The sequence below is a fragment of the Streptomyces sp. NBC_00057 genome, from assembly GCF_045041165.1.
GTDB lineage: Bacteria > Actinomycetota > Actinomycetes > Streptomycetales > Streptomycetaceae > Streptomyces.
Genome location: NZ_CP108256.1, coordinates 4,355,885 through 4,379,900 on the forward strand (window position 1 = coordinate 4,355,885; position 24,016 = coordinate 4,379,900).

The 24,016-nt window shown below is 68.3% G+C and carries 20 protein-coding genes, 4 tRNA genes and 2 pseudogenes; 16 read left to right on the top strand and 10 right to left on the bottom strand.

The annotated features are described in order from the left end of the window. The first annotated feature begins 10 nt into the window (after nucleotides 1–10). The 10 genes and pseudogenes from OG953_RS20405 to OG953_RS20450 all read left to right on the top strand — a co-directional run bounded on the left by OG953_RS20405 (nucleotide 11) and on the right by OG953_RS20450 (nucleotide 8,086). Nucleotides 11–418 carry an anti-sigma factor antagonist gene (locus tag OG953_RS20405; protein WP_405685962.1) on the top strand — a complete coding sequence of 136 codons (408 nt, stop codon included), beginning with the start codon at nucleotides 11–13 and terminating at the stop codon, nucleotides 416–418. A gap of 48 nt (nucleotides 419–466) precedes the next feature. After that, complete coding sequence (locus OG953_RS20410) at nucleotides 467–823, top strand: zinc ribbon domain-containing protein YjdM (protein WP_405691950.1); 357 nt, start codon at nucleotides 467–469, stop codon at nucleotides 821–823. A 274-nt stretch (nucleotides 824–1,097) separates the two neighbouring features. After that, nucleotides 1,098–1,466 (top strand): ArsR/SmtB family transcription factor, encoded by a 369-nt coding sequence (locus OG953_RS20415; RefSeq protein ID WP_405685963.1) that lies wholly within the window; start codon nucleotides 1,098–1,100, stop codon nucleotides 1,464–1,466. A gap of 348 nt (nucleotides 1,467–1,814) precedes the next feature. Beyond that, nucleotides 1,815–2,294: pseudogene (locus OG953_RS20420) on the top strand (tyrosine-type recombinase/integrase); the annotation flags it as partial. 1,589 nt (nucleotides 2,295–3,883) lie between these two features. Next, on the top strand, nucleotides 3,884–4,222 hold the full coding sequence (locus OG953_RS20425) for a MerR family transcriptional regulator (RefSeq protein WP_266359503.1): 339 nt from the start codon (nucleotides 3,884–3,886) through the stop codon (nucleotides 4,220–4,222). A 765-nt stretch (nucleotides 4,223–4,987) separates the two neighbouring features. Beyond that, nucleotides 4,988–5,191: a cold-shock protein gene (locus OG953_RS20430; RefSeq protein WP_030304224.1), complete on the top strand. Its 204-nt coding sequence runs from the start codon at nucleotides 4,988–4,990 to the stop codon at nucleotides 5,189–5,191. A gap of 320 nt (nucleotides 5,192–5,511) precedes the next feature. Then, the gene (locus OG953_RS20435; RefSeq protein ID WP_405685964.1) at nucleotides 5,512–7,026 is read left to right on the top strand and encodes a DEAD/DEAH box helicase; all 1,515 of its coding nucleotides are present in this window, start codon (nucleotides 5,512–5,514) and stop codon (nucleotides 7,024–7,026) included. A 44-nt stretch (nucleotides 7,027–7,070) separates the two neighbouring features. Continuing rightward, nucleotides 7,071–7,475, top strand: a complete 405-nt coding sequence (locus tag OG953_RS20440) for a CBS domain-containing protein (RefSeq protein WP_266359507.1) — start codon at nucleotides 7,071–7,073, stop codon at nucleotides 7,473–7,475. A gap of 54 nt (nucleotides 7,476–7,529) precedes the next feature. Continuing rightward, nucleotides 7,530–7,841 carry an SCO5918 family protein gene (locus tag OG953_RS20445; protein ID WP_327368876.1) on the top strand — a complete coding sequence of 104 codons (312 nt, stop codon included), beginning with the start codon at nucleotides 7,530–7,532 and terminating at the stop codon, nucleotides 7,839–7,841. Between the two features lie 92 nt (nucleotides 7,842–7,933). Then, nucleotides 7,934–8,086, top strand: coding sequence for a hypothetical protein (locus tag OG953_RS20450; protein ID WP_327278472.1), 153 nt, complete (start codon nucleotides 7,934–7,936; stop codon nucleotides 8,084–8,086). A gap of 391 nt (nucleotides 8,087–8,477) precedes the next feature. Here OG953_RS20450 and OG953_RS20455 read toward each other — a convergent pair whose 3' ends face one another. Further along, a complete protein-coding gene (locus OG953_RS20455; protein WP_405685966.1) occupies nucleotides 8,478–9,827 on the bottom strand; it encodes a hypothetical protein in 1,350 nt (449 codons plus the stop codon). Nucleotides 9,828–9,952: 125 nt separating this feature from the next. Here OG953_RS20455 and OG953_RS20460 point away from each other — a divergent pair, with 125 nt between their 5' ends. The 3 genes and pseudogenes from OG953_RS20460 to OG953_RS20470 all read left to right on the top strand — a co-directional run bounded on the left by OG953_RS20460 (nucleotide 9,953) and on the right by OG953_RS20470 (nucleotide 12,341). Next, nucleotides 9,953–10,345, top strand: a complete 393-nt coding sequence (locus OG953_RS20460) for a hypothetical protein (RefSeq protein ID WP_266359513.1) — start codon at nucleotides 9,953–9,955, stop codon at nucleotides 10,343–10,345. A 307-nt stretch (nucleotides 10,346–10,652) separates the two neighbouring features. Next, nucleotides 10,653–10,820: a hypothetical protein gene (locus tag OG953_RS20465; protein ID WP_266359515.1), complete on the top strand. Its 168-nt coding sequence runs from the start codon at nucleotides 10,653–10,655 to the stop codon at nucleotides 10,818–10,820. Nucleotides 10,821–10,833: 13 nt separating this feature from the next. Then, nucleotides 10,834–12,341: pseudogene (locus OG953_RS20470) on the top strand (JmjC domain-containing protein). Nucleotides 12,342–12,372: 31 nt separating this feature from the next. Here OG953_RS20470 and OG953_RS20475 read toward each other — a convergent pair. From OG953_RS20475 to OG953_RS20505, 7 genes are all read right to left on the bottom strand, one after another. Beyond that, a tRNA-Lys gene (locus tag OG953_RS20475) sits at nucleotides 12,373–12,448 on the bottom strand. A gap of 91 nt (nucleotides 12,449–12,539) precedes the next feature. Further along, nucleotides 12,540–14,093 (bottom strand): amino acid permease, encoded by a 1,554-nt coding sequence (locus tag OG953_RS20480; protein ID WP_405685967.1) that lies wholly within the window; start codon nucleotides 14,091–14,093, stop codon nucleotides 12,540–12,542. 141 nt (nucleotides 14,094–14,234) lie between these two features. Next, nucleotides 14,235–15,788, bottom strand: a complete 1,554-nt coding sequence (locus OG953_RS20485; RefSeq protein ID WP_405685968.1) for an FG-GAP-like repeat-containing protein — start codon at nucleotides 15,786–15,788, stop codon at nucleotides 14,235–14,237. After that, nucleotides 15,788–17,839: an FG-GAP repeat domain-containing protein gene (locus tag OG953_RS20490; protein ID WP_405691952.1), complete on the bottom strand. Its 2,052-nt coding sequence runs from the start codon at nucleotides 17,837–17,839 to the stop codon at nucleotides 15,788–15,790. Before OG953_RS20490 ends, OG953_RS20485 begins: the two co-directional genes overlap by 1 nt. 326 nt (nucleotides 17,840–18,165) lie before the next feature. Continuing rightward, nucleotides 18,166–20,361: a DEAD/DEAH box helicase gene (locus OG953_RS20495; protein ID WP_405685970.1), complete on the bottom strand. Its 2,196-nt coding sequence runs from the start codon at nucleotides 20,359–20,361 to the stop codon at nucleotides 18,166–18,168. 239 nt (nucleotides 20,362–20,600) lie between these two features. Further along, nucleotides 20,601–21,170, bottom strand: coding sequence for a hypothetical protein (locus OG953_RS20500; protein ID WP_405685971.1), 570 nt, complete (start codon nucleotides 21,168–21,170; stop codon nucleotides 20,601–20,603). 160 nt (nucleotides 21,171–21,330) lie between these two features. Continuing rightward, on the bottom strand, nucleotides 21,331–21,681 hold the full coding sequence (locus OG953_RS20505) for a metallopeptidase family protein (RefSeq protein ID WP_405685973.1): 351 nt from the start codon (nucleotides 21,679–21,681) through the stop codon (nucleotides 21,331–21,333). 334 nt (nucleotides 21,682–22,015) lie between these two features. On the opposite strand from OG953_RS20505, the gene OG953_RS20510 reads away from it, so the two are divergent. From OG953_RS20510 to OG953_RS20520, 3 genes are all read left to right on the top strand, one after another. Continuing rightward, nucleotides 22,016–22,088 (top strand) — tRNA-Glu (locus OG953_RS20510). 38 nt (nucleotides 22,089–22,126) lie between these two features. Next, nucleotides 22,127–22,201 (top strand) — tRNA-Asp (locus OG953_RS20515). A 22-nt stretch (nucleotides 22,202–22,223) separates the two neighbouring features. Further along, nucleotides 22,224–22,300: transfer RNA gene (locus OG953_RS20520), tRNA-Phe, on the top strand. A 38-nt stretch (nucleotides 22,301–22,338) separates the two neighbouring features. Here OG953_RS20520 and OG953_RS20525 read toward each other — a convergent pair. After that, nucleotides 22,339–23,187, bottom strand: coding sequence for a cytochrome c biogenesis CcdA family protein (locus OG953_RS20525; protein WP_405685975.1), 849 nt, complete (start codon nucleotides 23,185–23,187; stop codon nucleotides 22,339–22,341). Continuing rightward, the gene (locus tag OG953_RS20530) at nucleotides 23,184–23,984 is read right to left on the bottom strand and encodes a DsbA family protein (RefSeq protein WP_405685977.1); all 801 of its coding nucleotides are present in this window, start codon (nucleotides 23,982–23,984) and stop codon (nucleotides 23,184–23,186) included. Before OG953_RS20530 ends, OG953_RS20525 begins: the two co-directional genes overlap by 4 nt. Between the last annotated feature and the right edge of the window lie 32 nt (nucleotides 23,985–24,016).

A 24,016-nucleotide genomic window follows, 5' to 3' on the forward strand; every position in this document is an offset into this window, starting at 1 on the left:
GCAGTAGCCGATGACCATAGAGTGGCGCTACACCACCCAGCCCGACCTGGGCGTTCTCTCCCTGGCCGGATACCTGGGCCCCGAGGCCGTCGCCCGGTTCACCGGTGCGGTCGGCTGGGTGCTGGCCCGTGGCACCGGTCCTGTCATCCTGGACCTGACCGAACTGCGCGGCTGGTCGACGGGCGGACAGCTGGCGGTCGCCCAGGCCGCCAGCCGGCTCGCCGACGTCGGCCGGAGTCTGGAGCTTGCCGCGATCCCTGCGGACGGTTCCCTCGTCCCCGACCCCGCGCAGCCGTCGATCCCCGTACACGCAGATCTGCCTGCCGCCCTCGCCACTCACCGGACGGTGACTGGGGAGCAGCGGCAGTGGCGCAGCGACGAGTGGCCCAGCGAGCAGTCCGGCACCCCAGGGGCCTGATGTAAGTGATGTACAGGAACGATCAAGCAAGGAATCACCATGAGCGATGTGACCGAGACGCTGCCCCCGTGCCCTTCATGCGCCAGCGTGTACACCTACGAGATGGGCGCACTCCTGGTCTGTCCCGAATGCGGCCATGAGTGGTCACCCGCGTCCGCCGAACCCGCGGGCGGCACCGGGGACGACGGGGCGATCAGGGACGCGGTCGGCAACGTACTCGCCGACGGTGACACGGTAACGGTGACCAAGACCTTGAAGGTCAAGGGCAGCCCGAGCGGAATCAAGGCCGGCACCAAGGTACGCAACATCCGCCTGGTGGACGGTGTGGACGGCCACGACATCGACTGCAGGATCGACGGGTTCGGCCCCATGCAGCTCAAGTCCAGCGTGGTCAAGAAAGCCTGACCGGGCGCCTCGGCACGCGGCGGCGGACAAGCGATGCGCCGCCGCGCTGCTCCGTGGGATCCGGGCAGCCCGGAGCCGGGCACCGAACCTCCCTTTCGCGCCTTTCGGCATTGCTAATCTTGGCAATTCCCGAGGTCACGACCTCGGCGTGAGGGCGCGAGGATGTCCCCATGGCGAAGACTTCTGAGGTGGATGCGATGCACGGTACTCGCACGACAGCGACCGTCCGGCCGCCCGGCCGTCCGGCGGCCCGGCGTGCAGCGGGGACTGGTCGGTGAGCGCGCCGCTGTACCAGCTGAAAGCGGAGTTCTTCAAAACCCTCGGACACCCGGTGCGCATCCGCGTGCTGGAACTCCTCAGCCGGCGCGAGCACGCGGTCTCCGAGATGCTGTCCGAGATCGGCGTCGAAGCGGCCCACCTCTCCCAGCAACTGGCCGTCCTGCGCCGGGCCAACCTGGTCGTCCCCCGCCGCGAGGGCTCCGCCGTCTATTACTCGCTGACCAACCCACACGTGGCGGAGCTGTTGCGGGTCGCGCGAACCATCCTGTCCGGCGTGCTGACGGGCCAGGCCGAACTGCTGGCCGATCTTCAGGCCGCCGAACCTGACACCGTGCCCCAGCGGCGCAGGTCAGCGGCTCAGTGATCGGCGGCCAGAATCCTTTCTGCGCTCTGGGCAACGGAGAGACGTCCGCTCCCTGCCGCGCCCAGTGAGTTTCAGCCAGTCGTCCCGCCAGGCGTGGTGGAGGGCGCGGGGCAGGGCTATGGCCTTCAGGCCGGTGAAGAGAAGGGCCGACTCCATAGGCCAGACCGGTCCCGCCGTCCGGCGCTCAGGGTCCAGGCTCTGCTCGTAGCCGCTCAGGATGCGCTCGTGTCCTCGCACGCCGCTGGCAGCCACCTGTGGTCCACACCTGGTCCACTGGTCCGGCAAGCGCCCGAAGCCGCTGCTCTGGACCGAACAGCGAGTGGAACGCCGGCGTGTCACGGGTGAGTCGGCTGGGATCCTTACGAGTCCGCCCCCAAGACGGACGGCAGCGCCGGCACGATCGCCCTGGGCAGCGTCAATATCGCGCTCCTGCGAGAGCACCACACGACCATGCTGAACGCCCGGGAAAATTGGGGCGACGCCTGGAACGAGACCGGCAAGGTCTTCACTCGCGAAGACGGCTCCTGGCTGCACCCTGAGACGGTCTCCGAGACCTTCCGACGCATCCTCGCCACCACCGACCTGCCGCCCATCACCCTGCGCGATCTGCGTCACGTCGCGGCCACCCTCACCCACGGCGGGGGCGGCGATCTGCACACGATCAAGGAGACGCTGCGCCACTCCACGATCACCCTGACCTCGGACACGTACACGAGCCTGCTGCCCGAGGTCGACAAAGCTGCCGCAGAAGCCGCCGCTGCTCTGGTGCCACGTGCTCGTAAGGCCCCCTCCATAGCGCCTGCTGTCGGACCGTCCGCTCACGCATGAGGCCGGGAAAGACGAAGCACCTCGACCGGCCGAAACCGATCGAGGCGCTAAGTAGCAGGTCAGAGGGGGTTTCCCCTCCCTGCATCGCGTAGGCCGTGTGGGACTCGAACCCACAACCAACGGATTAAAAGTCCCGGCAGGGTCCTGCCGGGACTTCCGCCAGCTTCCACGCTGGTCCAGAAATGCCTAGTCAGAGGCATGTCGCATGCTGGCCGGTCCAAGGTTGTGTGCGCCATGTCAGCACGTCCGCTCACGCATCGCTCACGCATCCAGGCCCCGTTGAAGACGACCGAGCCAACACACCTTCCAAATGTTCATCAGGGATCCGAGGTGGGTGGTGGGCGTGCCGGCCTGGAGCGGAGAGGTCGGCAGGTGGGTTCCTCAACGATCCCGGACACCGGTGGATGGGACCAGAACTGAGACCGCGGCGCGGCCGGAGCCTTGCCGGTCAAGAGCAGACAGCAGTCAGCCGTGGCGGGTTCGAGTTTGAACCAGCGGCCCCTTTGTCCCAAATGAGGTTCGGCGAAGATCGTGACCTGCGAGGAAATCCCGGGCGCTCCGGCGCGCGCGCTGGCAATGCATGCCGTGGAGAGGGCAGTTGCCACGTTGACGCTCATTGTGTTCATCAGGCCACCCTGGTCTCTGGATCGTCACGCAGGTCCTATCTGGCGGCGCTTGTGCCCGGCCTGCGGTGTGTCAACCGCACGAGCCCGCGCGTGTCCTGAGCGATCATCCGCATGGCCAGACGTGGCGACTGCGGTGTTCGCGGCGTCGAGGCTGCACGTAACGGCGCTGGTCGGAGCGGGCGAGCCTGGCTGGAGCGGGGCTGCCGCACACCCGTTCCGTGACCGAGGCCGACTATCTCTCCGCCCGGGTAACGGAAATCTATGTCGGCCAGAGTAGACATTGGGTGGTGGTGTGGTTATGGTTTCTCTCGTAGCCCAGAGAGACAGCAGGGCCCGGCAGAGACGAACTGCCGGGCAGCAGTAACCGCAGTTGCAGTTCGCAGGACGGTGCGGTGGTGGAGTTCCGAAGCCAGGGTTGTTGCAGGACGGCGACGGGACTGGCGACCGGACCGGGTGGCCCGCAGTGATCAGGGGCCGCCGTGAGCAGTACCCGCAAGTGCAGTACGCAGCAGTGAAGTCAGTGAGCAGCACCTCGGTGAAGGCGTCGGCTGCGGACGCGCGCACCGGGAGGTTCGGCAGTGGGGTTCTAAGCCAGAGCAGATGCAGGACGGGCGACGGGGCTGGCTGTCGAAAAGTGGCGCTGGCACAGGCCACAGAGCAGTACGCAGGAGAGCAGTACCAGCAGTAGGTAAGTGATGATCCCAGAGGGAAGAACGGAGGAGCCAGGCGCCATCAGGATCGCCCGGGTGGAAGTTTTGAGCCCGGGTACCGCAGGACATCGATAGCGAGGTGGTCTCCGGTCAAGCAACCGCGATCCCCGCACCCCCGACAACTTCCAGGTCGGGTCAGCGGAAATAGAAGGCCGGCGCAGTATCAGGGTCGGCAGATGGTGTAGCAGTTCCTTCGGGGCTCGGGTGCCGTACGGCACCCGAGCCCCTCCACGCGTTCCACAGAGAGGTGCAAATGACAGCAGACGACTCGTTCGGCCGTCTCAACGACGACGACTACCCTGCCTACACGATGGGCCGGGCCGCCGAGATGCTCGGTACCACACAAGGTTTCCTCCGCGCCATCGGAGAAGCCCGCCTGATCACCCCGCTGCGTTCCGAGGGCGGCCACCGGCGCTACTCCCGCTACCAGCTGCGCATCGCCGCACGCGCCCGCGAACTCGTCGACCAGGGCACCCCCATCGAGGCCGCCTGCCGCATCATCATCCTCGAGGACCAGCTCGAAGAAGCCCAGCGCATCAACGCCGAATACCGCCACGCCGCCGAATCAGAGAACCCGACGACCGCGGGCTGACGCGTGGCTTCTGGGTCAACTGCCTTGACCAGGATGTTCCCTTCGCCCACATCTTCGTCGTGGGCGTTCTGCTGCGGCGGAGGAGCCAGGGTGACCGCCTCCGTCTGCCGCATGTCGTAGGACGCTTCATCGGCAGGAAGGTGTGAGGCAAGGGCCGCGGGAACTGTGAAGTGGTTTGACGCGCAGAACGGCTGCGGCTTCACCGCCCGGACAGTGGCGGCTCGGACGGGTTCGCCCACCGTACGGCGATCAGCCCGCGCGCGGAGCGTACTGCTGCCCCGGGCAGGTCCTGCTGTCCGACTGGTTCGCACGAACGGTGGGCGTCGGCCGCCTTCAGTCTCAGTCCATGGTGGTGGGATCTGGGGCACTCGTGAGAGCGCCGCGCAGCAGCGCTGCGCTGATCTGCGTCGGGACCCGTATACGGGCTGATGGGCCGCCGTAAACGACGACCGCTCTTCCTGGAACGCTGTGTTCCGGGTGGATCAATATCTATGACCGCGAGACGAGAGTTTAATGTGCCGCGCGGACAGTGTGTTTACTGCAACGGGCAGAGCGGAATTATTGACCGTACGCAGGCCGCTACCGCATGCTACTGTCGATCTCAGTTGCAGTCGTGGTTCCCAAAAACCTCAACGCCTTTCGTCGGCATTTTTAGCCGCGGGGAGCGTTTTGTATTTCCGGTCATCTCCGGGCGGGGCATCATCGCGGCGACCCGGTATCCGTGGATTGCGGGTTCCGGCGTACTGCCCCACAAGGAGATATGACATGGCGTCTGGCACTGTGAAGTGGTTCAACGCGGCCAAGGGTTTCGGCTTCATCGAGCAGGACGGTGGCGGCGCTGACGTGTTCGCCCACTTCTCGAACATCGCCGCTCAGGGCTTCCGTGAGCTGCTCGAAGGTCAGAAGGTCACCTTCGACATCGCGCAGGGCCAGAAGGGCCCGACGGCTGAGAACATCGTTCCTGCCTGACGCTGACGCGCACTTCGTAGCTGGGGCCCGCATCCCTCGGGGTGCGGGCCCCAGCTACGGGCATTCCCCGGGGCTTCCCTGTGGGGCAACGACGCCCGCAGATCCCTCTCCAGGAATGCGGACCTCTTTGAAGATGCACCCGTAGACGTCCGGGATCTCACGTCCGCATGACGTCACCCATTTCATCGCCTGCACTTGCACCGGATTCACCGCGGGCCAGATCTGCTTTCGCATTTCGTTCGGCTCGTTCTTGTGATTCCCCGCGCTGTTCTTCTGCTGCGAGAATTCCTTGATACGTGCCGTATCAAGGAAGGTTCTGAATGAACCCCTCACGTACGAACAACCGCTCCTCCCGCAGCCGTACCGGCGGTCCCGCCTTCGGCTCCGGCGCCGGTTCGCACCGGGGCAACCGCTTCGGCACGCCCGCCCCGAGCCGTTCCGGAGGGCCGAGCCGCCCAGGCGGCCGCGGCCGGCGGCCCGCGGCGGCCTCGGGCGAGTTCGCCCTGCCCAAGACGATCACTCCCGCGCTGCCCGCCGTCGAGGCGTTCGCCGACCTCGACATGCCCGAGCAGTTGCTGGCCTCGCTCACCGCGCAAGGCATGAGCGTCCCGTTCCCGATCCAGGGCGCGACCCTGCCCAATACCCTCGCGGGCCGCGACGTCCTCGGTCGCGGGCGCACCGGCTCCGGCAAGACCCTCGCCTTCGGCCTGGCCCTGCTGGCCCGCACCGCCGGGCAGCGCGCCGAGCCCGGCCAGCCGCTGGCCCTGATCCTCGTGCCGACGCGTGAACTGTCACAGCAGGTGACCGACGCTCTTACCCCCCACGCACGCTCGGTGAGGCTGCGCCTGGCCACTGTCGTCGGCGGAATGCCGATCGGCAGGCAGGTCAGCGCGCTGCGCCGTGGTGCCGAAGTCGTCGTCGCGACGCCGGGCCGCCTCAAGGACCTCATCGACCGGGGTGACTGCCGGCTGAACCAGGTCGCGATCACCGTCCTGGACGAGGCCGACCAGATGGCCGACATGGGCTTCATGCCACAGGTCACCGCGCTCCTGGACCAGGTCCGCCCCGAGGGCCAGCGGATGCTGTTCTCCGCCACACTCGACCGCAACGTCGACCTCCTGGTCCGCCGCTACCTCACCGACCCGGTCGTCCACTCCGTCGACCCGTCCGCAGGGGCGGTCACCACGATGGAGCACCACGTACTGCATGTCCACGGCGCCGACAAGCACCGGATGACGACGGAGATCGCGGCGCGCGAGGGCCGGGTGATCATGTTCCTGGACACCAAGCACGCTGTCGACCGGCTGACGCAGAATCTGCTGAGCAGCGGGGTGCGGGCCGTCGCCCTGCACGGCGGGAAGTCGCAGCCGCAGCGCACCCGGACCCTGGCCCAGTTCAAGACCGGGCATGTCACTGTGCTCGTCGCGACGAACGTCGCGGCGCGCGGTATTCACGTCGACAATCTCGACCTCGTTGTCAACGTCGACCCGCCGACCGACCACAAGGACTACCTCCACCGCGGCGGCCGTACCGCGCGGGCCGGCGAGTCCGGCAGCGTCGTCACTCTGGTCACCCCCAACCAGCGCCGCGACATGAGCCGCCTCATGGCAGCCGCCGGCATCGTGCCGCAGACCACTCAGGTCCGCTCGGGCGAGGAGGCGCTCAGCCGGATCACCGGCGCCCAGACCCCCTCCGGCATTCCCGTGACGATCACCACGCCGGTGGCCGAGCGACGTCAGCGCAGCCGCAGCGCGGCCTCCCGCGGTCGACGCAGCCCCGCTTCGACTGCCCGGCGCACGATCGTGCGGCAGTCCTCCTTCGACGCGGCGGCCTAGAACCCTTGATCAGAAAACTGGCCCATCTCTGCAGGAGGCACATCTTGGCACTGGTTCAGATGCAACCCCGCCCGGCGAGCGCCACCCCCGCGCACAGGACAGTGGCCGACACCATGGACACGGCCGGACCGCAGGTCTGCGACGACATGACCATCGAAGTCGCCCTGGCCGTCATGACCAGTGCCCGCACCGAGCACCTGCTCGTCTGCGACAACGACGGCCTGTGCACCCAACTGGTCACCCAGGCCCAGCTCGCCGCGGTCCGTGACAGCCCCGCGTACACGGACCGGGTCCAGCTACGCGACATTCTCGACAACCGCGGGCCGTTCACCTCACCCGCTACCACGATCGCCGAAGCCCAGCACGCGATGCGCGGCCGCCGGCCCGGTGCCCTGCCGGTCGTCGACGAGCAGGGCAGCGCTCCGGGCGTCCTCGCCCTTGCCCACTGAACCGCCTCACCGCGGCGAAACCATTCCCCTTCATTCTTCTCCCTGTGAGGCATCATGCGCTGTGTCATCGCCCGCTTCCCGTTCGACCTCACCAAGAGCGGCGTCCTGGAATCCATGAAGGGCATCAAGCCCGAACAGGTCATCGGCGAGTCCGTGATCATCGGCCGCCGCACCTACCCCGTCAAGCAGGTCGGGCAGGTCATCACACGCCAGGACCGCCGCGATTTCAGCGCCGGCGAAATCCTCCGGGCCATGACCCAACTCGGCTTCACCTGCCCCGGCCTTCCCCACACCGCCGCGCCCACGCGCGTCCTCAACCCGTTCCAACAGGCTTCCGCGATGCTCGGCGCCCCTGCCGCCGTCTGACCGACGCGCAGGCGCAAGCCGCCACCAAAACAACAGTGAGGGTCCTCAGCGCGCAGCAGTGGATTCAGTGGTCGGAGTAGCTGAAGTCGCCCATGGTCCAAGCGCTGACGTCATCGATCGCCACCAAGACCTCCGACACCCGCTGCCTCCAGACTGCTTCGGGAGTCAGCCGCCTCGAACGGCGACGGGCCGCGAACGCGGTGAGCGGCGAGGAAGCCGTCGAGGCTTCGACGCTCCTTCGGTGAGGGGGAGATCCAGCCTGTCGGTTGGGGTCGTCTGGTCAGCGTCTCGCCTCTCGGCGGACAACCGTTCGCCCCCGACGAGGCCGCAGGAGAGCGGCCCCCTGGCCGACTGGGCCGCTTGGGTTACCACGTGCGGCGTGTCGTCCTCGGGGCCGCTCTGAAAAGCACGGCGAGCGCTACCTCGCGGCACTCAACGCCGGTGAATCAGCAGACGCACACGAAGCCGCTGTCGCGGTTAATCAAGTGCTGGAAGAGCAGGGCGCCGGCGGAAACGAGACGGGTCCGTAACTGGAAGCCTGACCGCCCTGCCGGCCAGATCCTGCTTGCCTGACCCGCGCGCCGCCCAGACGGGGAGGGCGGTGCGGCGCCCGCCTCATCGCCCTCTCCAGGGTCACTACCCCTTCAGCGTCGCGACCTGGCGAGCGCGTTCGCCGAGTTCTCTTACGGCCCGGACCTTCCGGTGGGGAGCGAGCCGCTTCCGCATCGTCTCGAAGTGCTCGTCGCCGCGAGCGGTTGACAAGCCCACGTAGTCGTCGAGGAACGTATTCCAGGTGCTGCACGCCTCCTCGATGTGTCCCAGTTCGTACTGGCGTTGGGCCATCACGCCGTTGGCGTGGAGTCGGCCCTGCCGTTCCTGTTTGGGTTGTGCCCGGACCGAGCTCTTCAGAGCCGCGATCGAGCCCGCCAGGTCTTTCGTCTCGTAGAGGACGTGGGCGACGTGGAACTGGTAGGCAGACTGGTCGTACCCGCCGACAGCATCTCGCCGTGAGTCGGCTTTCGAGAGTGCTACTTCGGCTTCACGCAGGCGAGTGAATGCCTGCTTCCGGTCGCCGACCATGGCTGCCGAGTGTGCCTGCTGACCTCGAAGGAACGCCACCAGCCGCGGGCCGGCCTTGGGTGCAGCTTCGGCAGCTGAGTCCGCGAGCTTCAAGGCCATCTGCCCATGGCGCAGATGTGATGCCTGAAGGCTCATGCCGCGCAGAGTGCGGCAGTAGGTGACGTGGTCAGCAGCAGCCTTGGCGAGGTTCAACGCCTTTACGTAGTACTGCTGTCCGAGGCCGTGCTCTCGTTCGTACATCGCCATCCACCCGGTCAGGTAGGTCAGGTCGGAGGCGGCGGAGAGCATGTCGTTTCTGACCGGCTCGGTTGCTTGGGCTCGCAGGTAGGGCGCGACGGTGTTGACGAGGAATGCCGCGGCCATTGGGCGGGCGTGGCCGCCGCCCAGCTCGTCGAGGATGTCTGCGATGCGGTCGGTCATGGTCCGTACGGTCGCGACTTCGCCCGGCCCGATACGGCCTGTGGGTTTCGTGGCGCGTTCGCGTTCCTCTGCGTGCGCCTCGCCTGCGAAGAGGGGCACGACGAGAGCAGCCGAGTACAAGCCGGCGGCGAGCACGCCGCGTCGTGAGGGGTCCATATCAGCCCTGCCCAGATCCAAGAGGGACTCGACAGTGTCTCCGCTGCCGGAGTCCTCTCCGCCCTTCGGAGGCTGCAGACCCGCTTCCGCATAGGTCACGGGGCGGCCGATCTTGCGTTCGAGTACCTCGATGATGATCGGCCTGACCTGCTCCCTTGGCTGTGTCCCGCTCAGCCAGTGCGAAACGGCGGAGTGGTCGTACTTCAGGGTCATACTGACCTGGACACCGGTGCGGTTCACCGCATTGGCGAGCTGGGTACGCGACCATTGCGCCTGCTCAAGCAGGGTTTCGAGTCCCGTATTGCGGTCGTCCTGGGGTGCTTTGGCCATTGCCAACTCCCGTAGGTTTCACGGCTTTCACGGTCACGCCTCCCTCCTAAGGTACCCGGATGGGCACATCTCGCAGTTAGCTCTTCACACGCCGCAACCAAAAGCGGACACGGGAGGAGCGCGTGATGACCGCCGTGACAGACAAGGACCGATCCCCGAGCGTCGACGCTGCCGATCCGGAGGCACTGCCGATCGACGTCGAAGCCATCAGCGATGTCGTGACGAAGGCTTTGGCCATCACGCTGTCCATGCCTGATCGGCAGGAAATCGACCTGACAGCCACCCAGTTGCGTGGAGCGCTGAACCTGTTCGTGACGGAAGAGCTGGGCTTCGACGAGGACCCGGTCGTTCGGCAGATGTACAGGGACGCTTACCGCCTGACGGAGCTGAACGCCCGGCCGACGGCTGAGACTCCGCAGTTCGTTGCCTTCGAGTACACGCGTGAACTCGGCCGACTGACGAGACGTTTCGTCAGTCTCTACCGCGAGCGCCATCCGGAGGGCACCAACGATGGGTAGCCACCGGAGACGCCGGTGACCGACAAGCGGCGGCTGCACGACTGGCGTGAGTGGGCGGGCGCTCTCCTCCCCTTGCTTGTCACCGCCCCCCTCGGCCTTCTGATCTGGTATTTCGGCGACCACTAGCCCCACAGACTCCGCCTCCGAGCGACGACTCATGGCTTCCCCAACGGCCTGACGCCGCAGAGGCGGGAAGAACCCTGCCCGGCTGTTCTCGTGAGGGTCGGCAGTCGGGCGGGCGTACGACGAGTGCGGAGGACCGCTCCGTACTCGACCGGCAAGTGCAAGAGAAGAAGAGGAGTCAGCGATGGAGATCCAGCACGAAACGCAGGCGGACTCGGCGCACACAGCCCTGACGGCGCCCATCACGGGTGACAGCCTGCTCGTCGCCCGTGCGCAGGTGAAGGCGGCGCGGGAGCGTGCGTTCATCCCGTCGGACAACACCGGCGGCCGGTCCGACAGCAACGATTCCTGACGGGACCGGACACATGACCGCTCAGCCCCACGCGGTCGTCGAACGCCTCGGCGAGGACTTCCTCGCCGAGGCGTTCGGCCGCACCTTCCGCGTCATTCCTGGCGATGCCCAGTGCATTGCCGGACTCCTCGACTGGGACGACCTCAACGAGATCATCGCCCGGCACCGCCTGGAACCACCGCGACTCCGTCTCTCCGCCGACGGCGTGGTCGTTCCCCTCGACGCCTACACCGTGCGTGAAGTGGCCAGGCGCCGAACCGTGTGGCATCGAATCCACCCCGCCTCCCTGCACGAACAGCTCGCCCAGGGCGCCACCATGGTGATCGACGCATTCGATGAACTGCACCCACGCGTACATGGCCTTGCCCATGCTCTTGAGGCCAGGCTCCGCTCCAAGGTCCAGGTGAACCTGTACGCCTCCTGGAAGCCGCGCGAGGGCTTCGGGGTGCACTGGGACGACCACGACGTGGTAGTCGTCCCAGTGGACGGCCGGAAACGCTGGAAGATCTACGGACCGACCCGCGTCGCCCCCATGTACCGCGACGTGACCGAGACCGCCCCGCCGCCCGACGAGCCCGTCGCAGAGTTCGTCCTCACACCGGGGGACATGCACCTGAAGCCGCGCATCGGCCATGTCCGCCTCGACCGTCTCAATGTCGGCCACCTGGTGGAGATGTACGACGGCATAGCCGACGCCAACGAGGTGATCCAGGCGGAGACCTCGAACGCCGCGAGCAGATCGCCAGGTGCAAGCCCAGCAAGCCCGGCCGCCCCATCGCCACCGAGCGGGCACGGCTCGCTGTCGAACGGGCGAAGCTCGCCGAGATGAAGCCGTTCCGGAAGATCACCGGCCCAGCGACGCAGCAGAGCATCCGGCGCACGCTGCGAGCGGCTCTGAACGCGGCGATCGCCCAGCAGTACATCACCTTCAACCCGGCCTCCCACGTCGAGCTAGAGTCCGGCAAGCGTCCTAAGCCCCTGCTCTGGACGACCCAGCGGGTGGAACGCTGGCGTGCCACCGGTGAGCTGCCGTCACCGGTGATGGTCTGGACGCCGGCGCAGTTCGGCACGTTCCTGGACGCGGCCGAATCCGATCGGCTCTACGCTCTCTTCCACCTCGTCGGCACCCGTGGCCTTCGCAGGGGCGAGGCCGTTGGCCAGAGCTGGACCGATGTCGACCTGAACGCCGGCCTCATCACCCCGGCCAAGGAAATCGTCGTCGACGGCTGGGACACCTACGAGTCCGCCCCCAAGACCGACGGCAGCGCCAGCACGATGGGGGTGGTGATCTCCACACGATCAAGGAGACACTGCGCCACTCCACCATCACGCTCACGTCGGACACGTACACGAGCCTGCTGCCCGAGGTCGACAAAGCCGCGGCAGAAGCCGCCGCCGCGCTGGTGCCACGTGCCCGTAAGGCCCCCTCCATAGCGCCTGCTGTCGGACCGTCCGCTCACGCAAGAGGCCGGGAACGACGAAGCGCCCCGACCGGACGAAGCCGATCGAGGCGCTAAGTAGCAGGTCAGAGGGACTTTCCCCTCCCTGCCGGTGGTAGGCCGTGTGGGACTCGAACCCACAACCAACGGATTAAAAGTCCGCTGCTCTGCCAATTGAGCTAACGGCCCTCGGCGAATCACCCCTGAGCATAGCCCGCCGGGGCCCCGCCGCCGATCGGGTATCGGTTGCCGGGCCCCGTCGCGACGGGATCAGGGGGCTTCAGAGGGGCTTCACCGGGGTGTCGGCGGAGCTTCCGCGAGGTTCGTCAGAGGCGGTAGTGCGTTTGTGATTCGGGTTGAGGAACCAGTGCCGGGCAGAGGCCAGCCACCACGTCGCGGCGAAGCCGAGGACCACCAGGACTGCGATGGGGGCGTAGTTGAACGTCTCCCAGGTGACCGGCGAGACCTGCGGCAGCATGAAGAGCACTGTGATGATCAGGACCCAGGCCACCGCGACCACGCCGATCGGGCGGGACCAGCGGCCCAGGTGCCAGGGGCCCGGGGTGAAGTCGTCGCCCCGGAGCAGGCGGAGCAGAGTGGGGATGACGTAGGCGATGTACAGGCCGATCACGGCGATCGAGGTCACCGCCGCGTACGCCGTGACGTTGATCAGGTACGGGAGGCCCAGGGCCAGGGCGCCGAGGGCGGCGAGCCAGACCGCGGCGACGGGGGTGCGGGTGCGGGGGCTGACCGTGTGCCAGACGCGGGAGAAGGGCAGGGCCCCGTCCCGGGAGAAGGCGTAGATCATGCGGCTGTTGGCGGTCACGGACGCCATCCCGCAGAAGAGCTGCGCGCCGATCACGACCAGCAGCAGGAGCTTGCCGGTGGTGGCGCCGAGTGCGTCCAGGAGGATCTGGGCGGGTGGGGCGCCGGTCGGGGAGTTCAGCGCTTCGTCGTACGACTGGATGGCGAACGTGAAGCCGAGGAGGAGAACGAAGCCGGCGATCCAGGAGGTCCAGATCGACCGGACGATGCCGCGCGGGCCTGCCGTGGCCGCGTCGTGGGTCTCCTCCGTCATATGGGCGGAGGCGTCGTAGCCGGTGAAGGTGTACTGCGCCATCAGCAGGCCGATCATCACGACGTAGAAGCCGCTGCCCCAGCCGGTGTTGTTCACGAATTCGGTGAAGACGAAGGACGCCGACTGATGCTTGTCCGGCACGAAGGTCAGGGCGCCGACGATGACCGCGACCCCGAGGACGTGCCACCACACGCTCACGCTGTTCAGGATCGCGACGATCCGTACGCCGAAGGTGTTGAGCAGTCCGTGCAGCAGCAGGATCGCGGCGAAGAGCAGGATCGTACGGGTGGGCGTGACCGCGAAGTCGAACTGGAGGTTCAGATACGCGCCCAGGAAGGACGCCGCCCCGAAGTCGATCCCGGCCGTGACGGCGACCTGGCCGAGGACGTTGAACCAGCCCGTGAACCAGGCCCAGGCCGCCGCCGAGCGCGGCGGGGCCAGCCGGTGGGCCCAGAAGTAGAGGCCGGCGGAGGTCGGGTACGCCGAACAGATCTCGGCCATCGCCAGGCCGACGAACAGCGTCATCAGGCCGACGCCGACCCAGCCCCAGGTGATGACGGCGGGGCCGCCGGTGTTCATGCCGAAGAGGTAGAGCGTGAGGCATCCGGAGAGCACCGAGATGATCGTGAACGAGACGGCGTAGTTGGAGAATGCCGACATGCGCCGGGCCAGCGTCTGCGTGTACCCGAGCTGTGCAAGACGCTCCTCGTCGGAAACGCCCGGTGGTGGCCTGTCCTCGCCGGTGTCTGTTGTCATGCCCCCAGCGATGCCCTCGCCTCGGAGTACACATGCGGTCGCCATGGTTACGACTGGGAAAACATGCCACGCGACACGCCACACAGCAACGGGAAGGGCGCGGCCCGAGGGCCGCGCCCTTCCCGAGCCTCAGCTCATCGCTCAGCTGATCCTTGTGTACTTCTTCCAGCGCGTATCGGCCAGCTTCCTCGGCGCCGAGAAGCCCCCCGCGTGGTTCGCGTTGTAGAGGTACACCGCACCCGCGGGCGTCCGCGCGAGGATGTCCTGCCGCCCGTTGTGGTCCATGTCTCCGCTGCCGACGATCGCGTTGTACTTGCCCCAGCCCGAGCCGATCTCCGTACGTGGAGCGAAGCCGCCCTTGCCGTTGCCCCGGTAGAGCCAGAGCACCCCGGCGCCGTCCCGCGCCACGATGTCCGCGCGGCCGTCCCCCGACAGGTCGCCGCGTCCGGCGATGGCGGTGTAGCTCTTCCAGGTGGTGACCTTCGTACGGCCCGCCAGGAAGCCGTCGCTCCTTCCGCGGTAGAGCCAGACCACGCCCGAGGTGTCACGGGCAAGGATGTCGGGAAGGCCGTCGCCGCTGAGGTCTCGGGCGGCCACGATCTTGTTGTATTTGGACCAGCCGGTGCCCAGTTTCACCTTCGGAGCGTCGCCGACCTCCCCGTATGCGAGCGGGTTGGGAATGCGGTAGAGCGTGCCGCCCGGTGTACGGGCGAGCAGGTCACCCTTGCCGTCACCGCCCAGGTCGCCCAGCTCCGTCAGGAAGTTGAAGTCGTCCTCCCAGTCGAGCATCGAGCCCACGCTGTCGACGTAGCAGCCCTCGAGTCTGCCCTGCTGGTTCGTGGTGCAGAGGTCGATGAGGTCGCCCGGTTCCCGCGCCAGGACCGAGCCGCTGATCCGTTCGTCGAGGTCGACGTCACGGGTCCAGTCGGTGATCGTGGACCGGTAGGACGAGATCCGGGTGTAGAGGCGTACCCCTCCCTGGACACAGCCGGTCGCCCTGGTTGCCGATACGGCGATGAGCTTGCCCCCGCCGACGAGTGCTCCGCCCGCGTCGCCGAAGCACTGGTCCTCGTCCGCGACGGGGGGCGCGCCGGGCGCCGGTACGGTGCAGAGCGTGCCGCTCGGCAGCGTGCGGCCGAGCAGAGTGGCGCATGACGCCGTCGACTTGAGCACGACCTGCTCGGTGTGGCGGACCCGCGGGGCGTCGTCCAGATCCAGGCCCGACCACGAGTAGAACGTCGCCTTGGCGCCCGTGGCGTACAACGCCGTGTCGCTCGACGACGCCAGCACCGGCTTGCCGTACGAGGCCGGTGTCGCCCGGATCGCCACCGAGACCGCGCCGCGGCGCGTGGCCGCGTCGTACGCCGGGTGGCTGCGATAGCGCGGATCGCTGCTGCCGCCCCGGAGCTGACCGCTCTTCAGGTCGTATTCCCACTCCATGTCCGTACTGCTGCGGCCGGTGAAGCAGTCGGGCGTGGCCAGAGTCCGGGTCCGGGACAGCGTGATGCCCGTGCAGGCCCGGTGGGAACCGTCCGCGTCGTCGGCGTAGTAGAGCGGGATGAGCCACGACGGGACCGTCGTGGCCGCCCGGGCCTGCGGCGCGGAGACCAGCAGCCCGGCCAGCACGGTGCCGACCGCCGCCATGGTGGTGAGAGCCCGGCCGGTCCCCGGTCGTATCCGCTTCCTCATACGCATCAGAAGACCCCCTTGTAGACCTGCCACCCCGTGGCAATCTTCGTGCGCGAGCCGAACGACCCCTTGCCGTTGCCGTTGTTGCGGTAGAGATTGCCGGAGCTGTCCCGCTCGACGAGGTCGGCCTTCCCGTCACCGGTGATGTCTCCCACCCCGACGATGGCGTTGTACGAGGCGCCCCACGCGGAGAAGACCTTCACCCGTTCCTTCAGCTTCCCGGTGGCGGTGCCGTCGTAGCGGTAGAGCGTGCCGTCCTTGTGACGGGCCAGCACATCGCCGTACCCATCGCCGTTGAGGTCTCCGGCGCCGACGATCTTCGTGTAGACGGTCCAGGACGAACGGATCTTGACGCCGGCCTTCAGCTTGCCGCGGCCGTCGTCGGCGAAGAGGTGGATGTCGCTGGTCGACGCCTTGCGCGCGAGCAGATCGGCGCGTCCGTCACCGGTCAGATCGCCGGGCACGGTCAGGACGTTGTACGCGTTCCAGCCCGTGCCGAGCGAGGTGTGGCTGCTGTTCGGGGTGTACGGGCTGCCGCACTTTCCGGCGTACCGGCGCAGTTCCCCGTTCGGCATCCGTACGAGCATCTCGGAGCACCGGTCGCTGCCCATGTCCCCGAACGGGACAGCCATCGCGCCCTTGGGCCAGCCGGAGCCGGAGCGCTTCCAGTCGAACTTGCCCTTGCCTTCGGTGTAGTGGAGGGTCAGGGCACCTGCGGAGTTGAGCGTGACCAGCTCGCCGAAGTCGTTGCCGCCCTGGTCGTGGTGGCCCGGGAGGCCACCGCCGACCGAGATCATTCCGCTGGTGGTGTACGTGCCGTCGCCCTCTGCGGCCCTGGCGGTCAGCGTCCAGGTGTGGACCCCGTTGGTCGGGTAGCCGCCCTTGTCCGTCCGGCCGTCCCAGTTGACCTCGGCCTCGGTGCCGGGCCCGCCGGAGAAGGTACGGACCGTGCGCCCGCGGATGTCCTTCGCCACGAACTTCCAGGTCCCGGGTTTGCTGAACTGCCAGGTGCTGTTCCAGGCCGGGGAGTGGCCGTTGTCGACGCCCTTGATGTCGATGGAACCGTCGCCGAGATCCGACTCGATGGCCGCCAACGGCTGCGAAGGCACCTCGCTCGGCACGATGTGGATCGCCTTGTCCGGTCCGACGTACGCGATGTCGCCGCCGAACTTGTCCACGGCCCAGGTCAGCCTGCGCTGGTCGACGGTGCTGCCCGCGGGCAGATCCGCGATCTCCCGGGGCGCCGCGGACTTCCCGGTGTGGAAGTCGGTGAGTACCAGCTTCCCGGCGGACCGGTCGTGCCGCACGAGATAGCCGTCGCCGACGAGCGCGGCACCGGACGGCACGGTGAGGCTCCTTTTCGCCGTACGGTCGTACACACCGGCCGCACCGCCCGTACCGCAGTTCCAGTAGATCCAGCGGCCGACGGTCTGAAGTTCCTTGACCACACAGGGCGCACCGGTGGCGACCGTCTCGACGACCTTCTTCCGTTCGAGGTCGGTCGCGGTGACGGCTCCGGTGGTGGAACTCGCCGTCCACAGAACAGAACCCCAGACCGAGGCGGCGGTTATGGACCGGGTCATCCGAACATTCGTCGTGTGGTATTCGGAGACGTCGTCGATGTACTGCTTGCCGGTCGACTCCGCGTTGTAGACGAAGTAGCGTCCGGTGGCGTCCACGAACCGACCACCCGTCACGCCGGGCTCGTCGGACGAGTGGTAGCTGTTCGCCGTCAGCCAGATCTGGGCGTACTCCAGGCCGTTGTCGACGCCGAAGCGGCCCAGATGACCGTTTCCGGTGGCGCGCAGCGGTACGCAGGAACCGGCGTCGCAGGGAACGCGCTTGGTGTGGTCGCCGGTCGCGTAGGTGCCGACGAACCCCATCGGGGTCCGGTCACCGGCCGTGGTCCCGTCCGGGGCGATCCGGCGCGCGTAGGCGTGCTGCTGGCCGTTCGCCGCGACTTCCACCGTGTTCAGCGTTCCGCCGGCGAAGTCGATGCCCCAGACCCCGTCCGTCTGCACGGGGGTCGGCGCGTCCGCGGCCCTGGCGCTCGGCATCGTGCCGAGACCGGCCGCGACCACGGTGAGAGCAGCAAAGGCGGCACGACGGCGCCCGATGGAACGACTGCATGGAGAAGCAAAGCGAGCCAAAAGGGTCAGTCCTCCCCGAAATGCCTGAAAGGCATGAAGGGCACAGGTGATCAAACGGCGGACTGCCGCAAAGGAATCACGCAAGCCCCCCGGCCGCACCCCTGTGCAAGTCGCCGGATATTAACAGCGGTTACTCATGTGATGGAAGTGAAAAGAAAAGCGGGCCCGCTCGTAAAGAGCGGGCCCGCTTTCCGTGGACCTTTCAGCGGACCTTCAGCAGGTCCTCACGGCGTTCAGCCGTTGCGCTTCCAGCGCGGCTTGTCGTCACGGCGGCCGAAGGAACCGGTGTTGGTGCCGGTGCCACGGTGGTCGTCGCGGCGGCCGGTCGGACGGTCGGTGCCACCGGAGCGGAAGCCACCGGAGGGACGGTCGTCACGACGGTCGCGGTTGAACGGACGGTCGCTGCCACCGGAGCGGAAGCCGCCCGAGGGGCGGTCGTCACGACGGTCGCGGTTGAACGACGGACGGTCGTTGTCGCGGCGGTCGAAGGAACGGCCACCACGGTCGTCACGACGGTCGTTCGAGCGGAAGCCGCCCGAGGGGCGGTCGTCACGACGGTCGCGGTTGAACGACGGACGGTCGTTGTCGCGGCGGAAGCCACCCGACGGACGGTCGTCACGACGCTGGAAACCACCACGGTCGCCACCGCGGTCGTCACGACGGTCCCGGCTGGACGACGGACGGTCGTTGTCGCGGCGGAAGCCACCCGACGGACGGTCGTCACGACGCTGGAAACCACCACGGTCGCCACCGCGGTCGTCACGACGGTCGTTGCCACCGCGGTAGCCGCCGCGGTCGCCGCCGCGGTCGCCGCCGCGGCTGTCCCGGCGGTCGAAGTTGCCGCGGTCGTCGCGACGGTCGTCACGGGCGGAGGCCTGCTCCGGTACGGAGACGGCGGCCTCGATCGCGGCCTCCGCCTCGGCGGCGGCCTCGGCCACCGCGGCCTCGGGGTCGTCGCCCCGCTCGCGCGCGGCACGGGCGACCAGGCGGTCGGCCTCCTCGCGCAGCTCACCGGCGCGGCGCTGGACGCGCTCCAGCTGCTTGGTCAGGTCGGCGACCTCGCGCTCCGCCTGCTTGGCGGCGTTGTTCGCGGAGTCGGCCTGGACCTCGGTCAGCGAACGGGCACCGGTGATCTCGGCGACCTCCGGGTCGAAGGCACCCGCGCCGCCCACGATGTGACGCGAGGCGTCGACGCCCGCGTCCTCCATGAGGCGGAAGATCTGGCGGCGCTGGTGCGGCAGCGCCAGCGAGACGACGACACCGGACTTGCCGGCACGGGCGGTACGGCCCGAGCGGTGCAGGTAGTCCTTGTGGTCACCGGCCGGGTCCACGTTCAGCACCAGGTCGATGCCGTCGACGTGGATACCGCGGGCGGCGACGTCGGTCGCGACGAGCGCGTTGACGTAACCGTCCTTGAAGTCGGCGAGCACGCGGGTACGGGCACCCTGCGTCATGCCGCCGTGGAGTGCGTCCGCCTTGACGCCCGCCTCGACAAGCTGCTCGGCGATGCGGTCGGCGCCCAGCTGGGTGCGGACGAAGATGATGGTGCGGCCCTTACGGGCGGCGATGGCGGAGGTGACCGGCGCCTTGTCCTTCGGCTTCACGACGAGGACGTGGTGCGTCATGGTCGTGACGTTGCCCTGGGCGCTGTCGACCTCGTGGCTCACCGGGTTGTTCAGGTAGCGCTTGACCAGCGTGCCGATCTCGTTCTCCATCGTGGCGGAGAAGAGCATGCGCTGACCGCCGACCGGAACCTGGTCGAGCAGCTCGGTGACCTCGGGCAGGAAGCCCAGGTCGGACATCTGGTCGGCCTCGTCGAGGACGGCGACCTGGACGTTCTCCAGGGAGCAGGCGCCCCGGTTGATGATGTCGCGCAGCCGGCCCGGGGTGGCGACGAGGATGTCGACACCGCGCTCCAGCGCGTAGATCTGGTTGCCCATCGACGTACCGCCGCAGACGACCTTCATCTTCAGGCCGAGCACATCGCCGTACGGCTGAAGCGCGTCCGCGACCTGCATCGCGAGCTCACGGGTCGGGGTGAGGATGACCGCGCGGGGCTTCTTCTTCTCGGTGTGGCCGCCGGCCAGCGTGGCCAGGGTCGGCAGACCGAAGGAGAGGGTCTTGCCGGAGCCGGTACGGCCACGGCCCAGGATGTCCTTGCCGGCCAGGGCGTCCGGAATGGTCGCGGCCTGGATCGGGAAGGGCGCGGTCACACCGTTCTGCGCGAGCTTGCGAACGATGCCCTCGGGCAGGCCCAGGTCGCCGAAGGTGACGGTCGGCTCGGTGTCCGCGTCGTCATCCGCGTCGACGGCGGAGTCGGTGTCGGCCTGCTCGGCCTGGGCGGCGTCTGCCTCGATGGAGTCGGCGGACTCGGCGACGACGGCCTCTGCGGCCTCGACGAGCTCGTCGTTCTCGATGTTCTCGGGCATGACGGTGTGGTCAGAACTGGAAATTGACATGCGAAATGCGAAACCTTCCGGAGTCTCGGCACGCGCCCGTAACTCCGTGATTCGCAATTTCGACCGCCTCAATGCGGTCCAGCCACGGCAAGGGAGAGTACGCGCCACACGGCGCGCTTCTGTTTCGGCGCCGGGCAATGGGATCAAACGATCTACTACCATACGCACTCCCCCCCACATTGCGCAAACCGCCCTCCCTCGACCCTCTGCTACATCGGCCCCACCTGCGGCGACACATCCGGCGTCCGCAGCAACGCCGGCTCCTCCAGCGCACGCATCGCGTGCTTGCGGAGCTGAGCCGCCGAGGAGGCGGACGGCTGCGGCAACGGCTCCGAGGGCTCCGGCTCCGGGGAGGCGGGCGGCTCGGGGGTGGCCGGCTCGGACGGCGGCGGGGATTCGGGCTGATGCGGCACTCCGGGCCCCGGCTGCGAGACCGAGGGCACCGGCAGCCCACCACCCCTCACCGGCCCCGGATCACCCGGCTTCGCGCCGGGGCGTACTCCGCCGGGCGAGCCCGAAGGGCCGGCGGAGCCGCTCGGCTCCGCCGGTTCGGCCGCCTCCCGTTCGGAATGCGCCTCGGCACGGCCACCGCCGGTGCGGGCGCCGGCGGCGCCCGCACCGGCGGCGCCCTCCGGCCCCGCCGCTCTCCCCTTCGGCTCGGAGGACGGCGACGGCGCCGGTTTCCCTCCGTCGTCGCCGACGCTCATACAACCTGTGGACGCGGCGACCGTCACTGCGATGACGGCCGCCCATCGGACGGGGGCGGACAACTGGCGCACGGGAGGCACCTCCGGGGGTACGAAGAGGGGGCGGAGCGGTACGGGAAGAAGCGGGGGGCGTCGTGCCCAACTCCCGTTGCCCCGCCGGGGACACGCCCCGCGCCCGACCCGCACACCTCCCGCACGCCTCCTGCGCGCCACCCGCACGGCGCTCGCACGCTCATCCGTAGCCGAGCGCGTGCAGCCTCTCGTCATCGATGCCGAAGTGATGGGCGATCTCATGGACGACCGTGATCTCGGTCTCGGCGACGACGTCCTCGCGCGACTCGCACATCCGCAGCGTCGGCCCGCGGTAGATGGTGATCCGGTCCGGCAGCACCCCCGCGTACCACTCGCCGCGATCGGTCAGCGGCGTCCCCTCGTAGAGCCCGAGCAGCTCCGGATCGCCCGGGGCGGGTTCGTCCTCGACAAACACCGCGACGTTGTCCATCAGCCGCGTCAGCTCCGGCGGGATCAGGTCCAGCGCCTCGGCGACCAGCTCTTCGAACTCTTCGCGCGTCATCTCCAGCACCCCGCCATTGTCCCGTACGGCCGCTCGACGCGCCCCGGACCGAACCGCCCGGACCGAGATCGCCCCGGGCGGCCCTGGCCCGACGACGGCCGAGGTCAGCCGCCATCTGCCGGAGGAGAACCCGGCCGGAGCGACCCCTTCGCCTATTCGGTTTGGCTGACGCCGAAACGCCGTAGTACAGTCTCCGACGTGCCCAAGGGCGCCGGTCAGGACTTGGCCGTTCTGAGACCCTAGAGGTTGAAGGAGAAGCGGAACCTCTCGAGGGAAAGCGGAGTCACATGCTTCTCACGTCCCCTCGGGCGACAGACGCAGAAGCAGCAGCACTAGTAGTTCTGCCCTCATCGTCTAGTGGCCCAGGACGCCGCCCTTTCAAGGCGGTAGCACGGGTTCGAATCCCGTTGGGGGCACGCACCACCTTGTGCGACACTTAGTCGCACAAAAGCTTGGTCCTGTGGAGCAGTTTGGAGTGCTCGCCACCCTGTCAAGGTGGAGGCCGCGGGTTCAAATCCCGTCAGGACCGCTGCAGCCTTTATGGGCTGCGTGGCTGGGTAGCTCAGTTGGTACGAGCGATCGCCTGAAAAGCGATAGGTCGCCGGTTCGATCCCGGCCCCAGCCACCACCCGAAGGCCCCGTCCGATGGACGGGGCCTTCGCCGTGTCAGGCCTCTTCGCGGTCCGCCGAGTTCACGCTGCGGCCGCGCCACGCCCGTACCGCCAGAACCAGCAGCACCGCCGCGACCACGGCCACCAGCGCCATTGCGTCCGGCACATGCTCTCCGATGCGCTGGGCCCACTGCTCGACGGCGAACGACTCGTCCACGTCCAGCAGTCCGGGCAGCGCCGTCGTCCCGTCGTACGCGAGGAACAGCGCGCCGAGACCGATGAAGAAAAGCCCCGACAGCAGTGTCGTGGTGTGCAGCTCGAAGCGGCCGAGCCGGAAGGTACGACCGCGCAGCCAGGCCCGTCGGCCCAGGTCGAAGCGTTCCCAGAGCAGCGCGAGCAGAAAGAGCGGGACCGCCATGCCGAGGGCGTAGACGGCGAGCAGCAGTCCGCCGTAGACCGGGCTGCCGCTGACCGCCGCGACGGTGAGGACGCTGCCGAGGATCGGGCCCGCGCAGAAACCGGCCAGTCCGTATACGGCGCCCAGCGCATAGACGGATACGGCGGTGGTCGGGCGGATCCGGCCGCTGAGTGCGGCGATCCGGCGCGAGGCGAAGCCCAGACCCACGATCTGCGCGATGCCGAGCACGATGATCAGCCACCCGGCGCCGAGGACGAGCGCGTCGCGGTGGCTGTAGAAGAGCCGTCCGGCGTACGAGCCCGCGGCGCCGAGCGGGACGAGGGTGGTGGCCAGACCGGCGTAGAAGATGCCGGTGCGGGCCAGGAGCCGCGAGGTGGAGTCGATGGAGTACGCGAAGAAGGCGGGCAGCAGCAGCGCGCTGCACGGGCTGACCAGGGCGAGCAACCCGCCGAGGAAGGCCGCGAAGTAGCCGATGTCAGCCGTCATTTCGCGCCGCCCTCGGCGCCTTCGGCGTCCTCTCCACCCTTGGCGTCCTCGGTGTTGCGGGCCTTCTCGGCCGCCGCCTCGATGGCCCGGGTGAAGGTCTCCACCGGCTGGGCTCCGGCGATCGGACGGCCGTTGATCAGGAACGACGGGGTGGAGGTCGCACCGATCCCGTACCCCTGTTCCTGGTCCTTGCCCACCGCGGCGGAGGCGGCGGAGCTGTCGACGTCACGCGCGAACCGGTCGAGGTCCGCGACCCCGGCCTGCTGGGCGAGCGCCTTCAGTCGGTCCTTGCCGAATCCCTGCTCCTTGGCCCCTTCGGCGTACGCGGCACGGTGGAACTGCCAGAAGCGGCCTTGCTGCCCGGCGGCCCAGGCGGCGCGGGCGGCCGCCTCGGACTCGGCGCCGAAGATCGGGAAGTTGCGCCACTCGATGCGCAGCGTGCCGTTGTCGACGTACTTCTTCACCAGGACCGGTTCGGTGTCGCGGGCGAATTTGCCGCAGTAGCCGCACTTGAAGTCGGCGTACTCGATGAGGACGACGGGCGCGTCCACCCTGCCCTGCGCGAGCTTGTCGTCGGCGTCGCGCCGGGCGAGCTTCGCCAGCTCCGGATAGACGCCGGCATCCGGGTCCGCGGTGACATCGGCGACCGGCGAGGAGGAAGAGGAAGAAGCCGAGTGGTCGGGGGCGGTGGCCCGGTAGGAGACGAAGCCGAGCAGGGTTGCGGCGACTACGACTCCGGCGCCGTAGATCAGCGGCTTCCTGGACGACGGCGTACGTGAGGACGTGGACTTGGGCATGCGGGACTCCGTGCTGGTGATTCGGGAGGAAA

Excerpts from the sequence above, each read along its gene's own strand:
- OG953_RS20430 (WP_030304224.1), top strand. The coding sequence starts at position 4,988 with ATGGCGTCTGGCACTGTGAAGTGGTTCAACGCGGCCAAGGGTTTCGGC.
- OG953_RS20485 (WP_405685968.1), bottom strand. The coding sequence starts at position 15,788 with ATGCGTATGAGGAAGCGGATACGACCGGGGACCGGCCGGGCTCTCACC.
- OG953_RS20455 (WP_405685966.1), bottom strand. The coding sequence starts at position 9,827 with ATGGCCAAAGCACCCCAGGACGACCGCAATACGGGACTCGAAACCCTG.
- OG953_RS20445 (WP_327368876.1), top strand. The coding sequence starts at position 7,530 with ATGCGCTGTGTCATCGCCCGCTTCCCGTTCGACCTCACCAAGAGCGGC.
- OG953_RS20425 (WP_266359503.1), top strand. The coding sequence starts at position 3,884 with ATGACAGCAGACGACTCGTTCGGCCGTCTCAACGACGACGACTACCCT.
- OG953_RS20490 (WP_405691952.1), bottom strand. The coding sequence starts at position 17,839 with ATGCCGAGCGCCAGGGCCGCGGACGCGCCGACCCCCGTGCAGACGGAC.
- OG953_RS20435 (WP_405685964.1), top strand. The coding sequence starts at position 5,512 with ATGAACCCCTCACGTACGAACAACCGCTCCTCCCGCAGCCGTACCGGC.
- OG953_RS20480 (WP_405685967.1), bottom strand. The coding sequence starts at position 14,093 with ATGACAACAGACACCGGCGAGGACAGGCCACCACCGGGCGTTTCCGAC.
- OG953_RS20460 (WP_266359513.1), top strand. The coding sequence starts at position 9,953 with ATGACCGCCGTGACAGACAAGGACCGATCCCCGAGCGTCGACGCTGCC.
- OG953_RS20495 (WP_405685970.1), bottom strand. The coding sequence starts at position 20,361 with ATGCCCGAGAACATCGAGAACGACGAGCTCGTCGAGGCCGCAGAGGCC.
- OG953_RS20465 (WP_266359515.1), top strand. The coding sequence starts at position 10,653 with ATGGAGATCCAGCACGAAACGCAGGCGGACTCGGCGCACACAGCCCTG.
- OG953_RS20525 (WP_405685975.1), bottom strand. The coding sequence starts at position 23,187 with ATGACGGCTGACATCGGCTACTTCGCGGCCTTCCTCGGCGGGTTGCTC.
- OG953_RS20405 (WP_405685962.1), top strand. The coding sequence starts at position 11 with ATGACCATAGAGTGGCGCTACACCACCCAGCCCGACCTGGGCGTTCTC.
- OG953_RS20530 (WP_405685977.1), bottom strand. The coding sequence starts at position 23,984 with ATGCCCAAGTCCACGTCCTCACGTACGCCGTCGTCCAGGAAGCCGCTG.
- OG953_RS20450 (WP_327278472.1), top strand. The coding sequence starts at position 7,934 with ATGGTCCAAGCGCTGACGTCATCGATCGCCACCAAGACCTCCGACACC.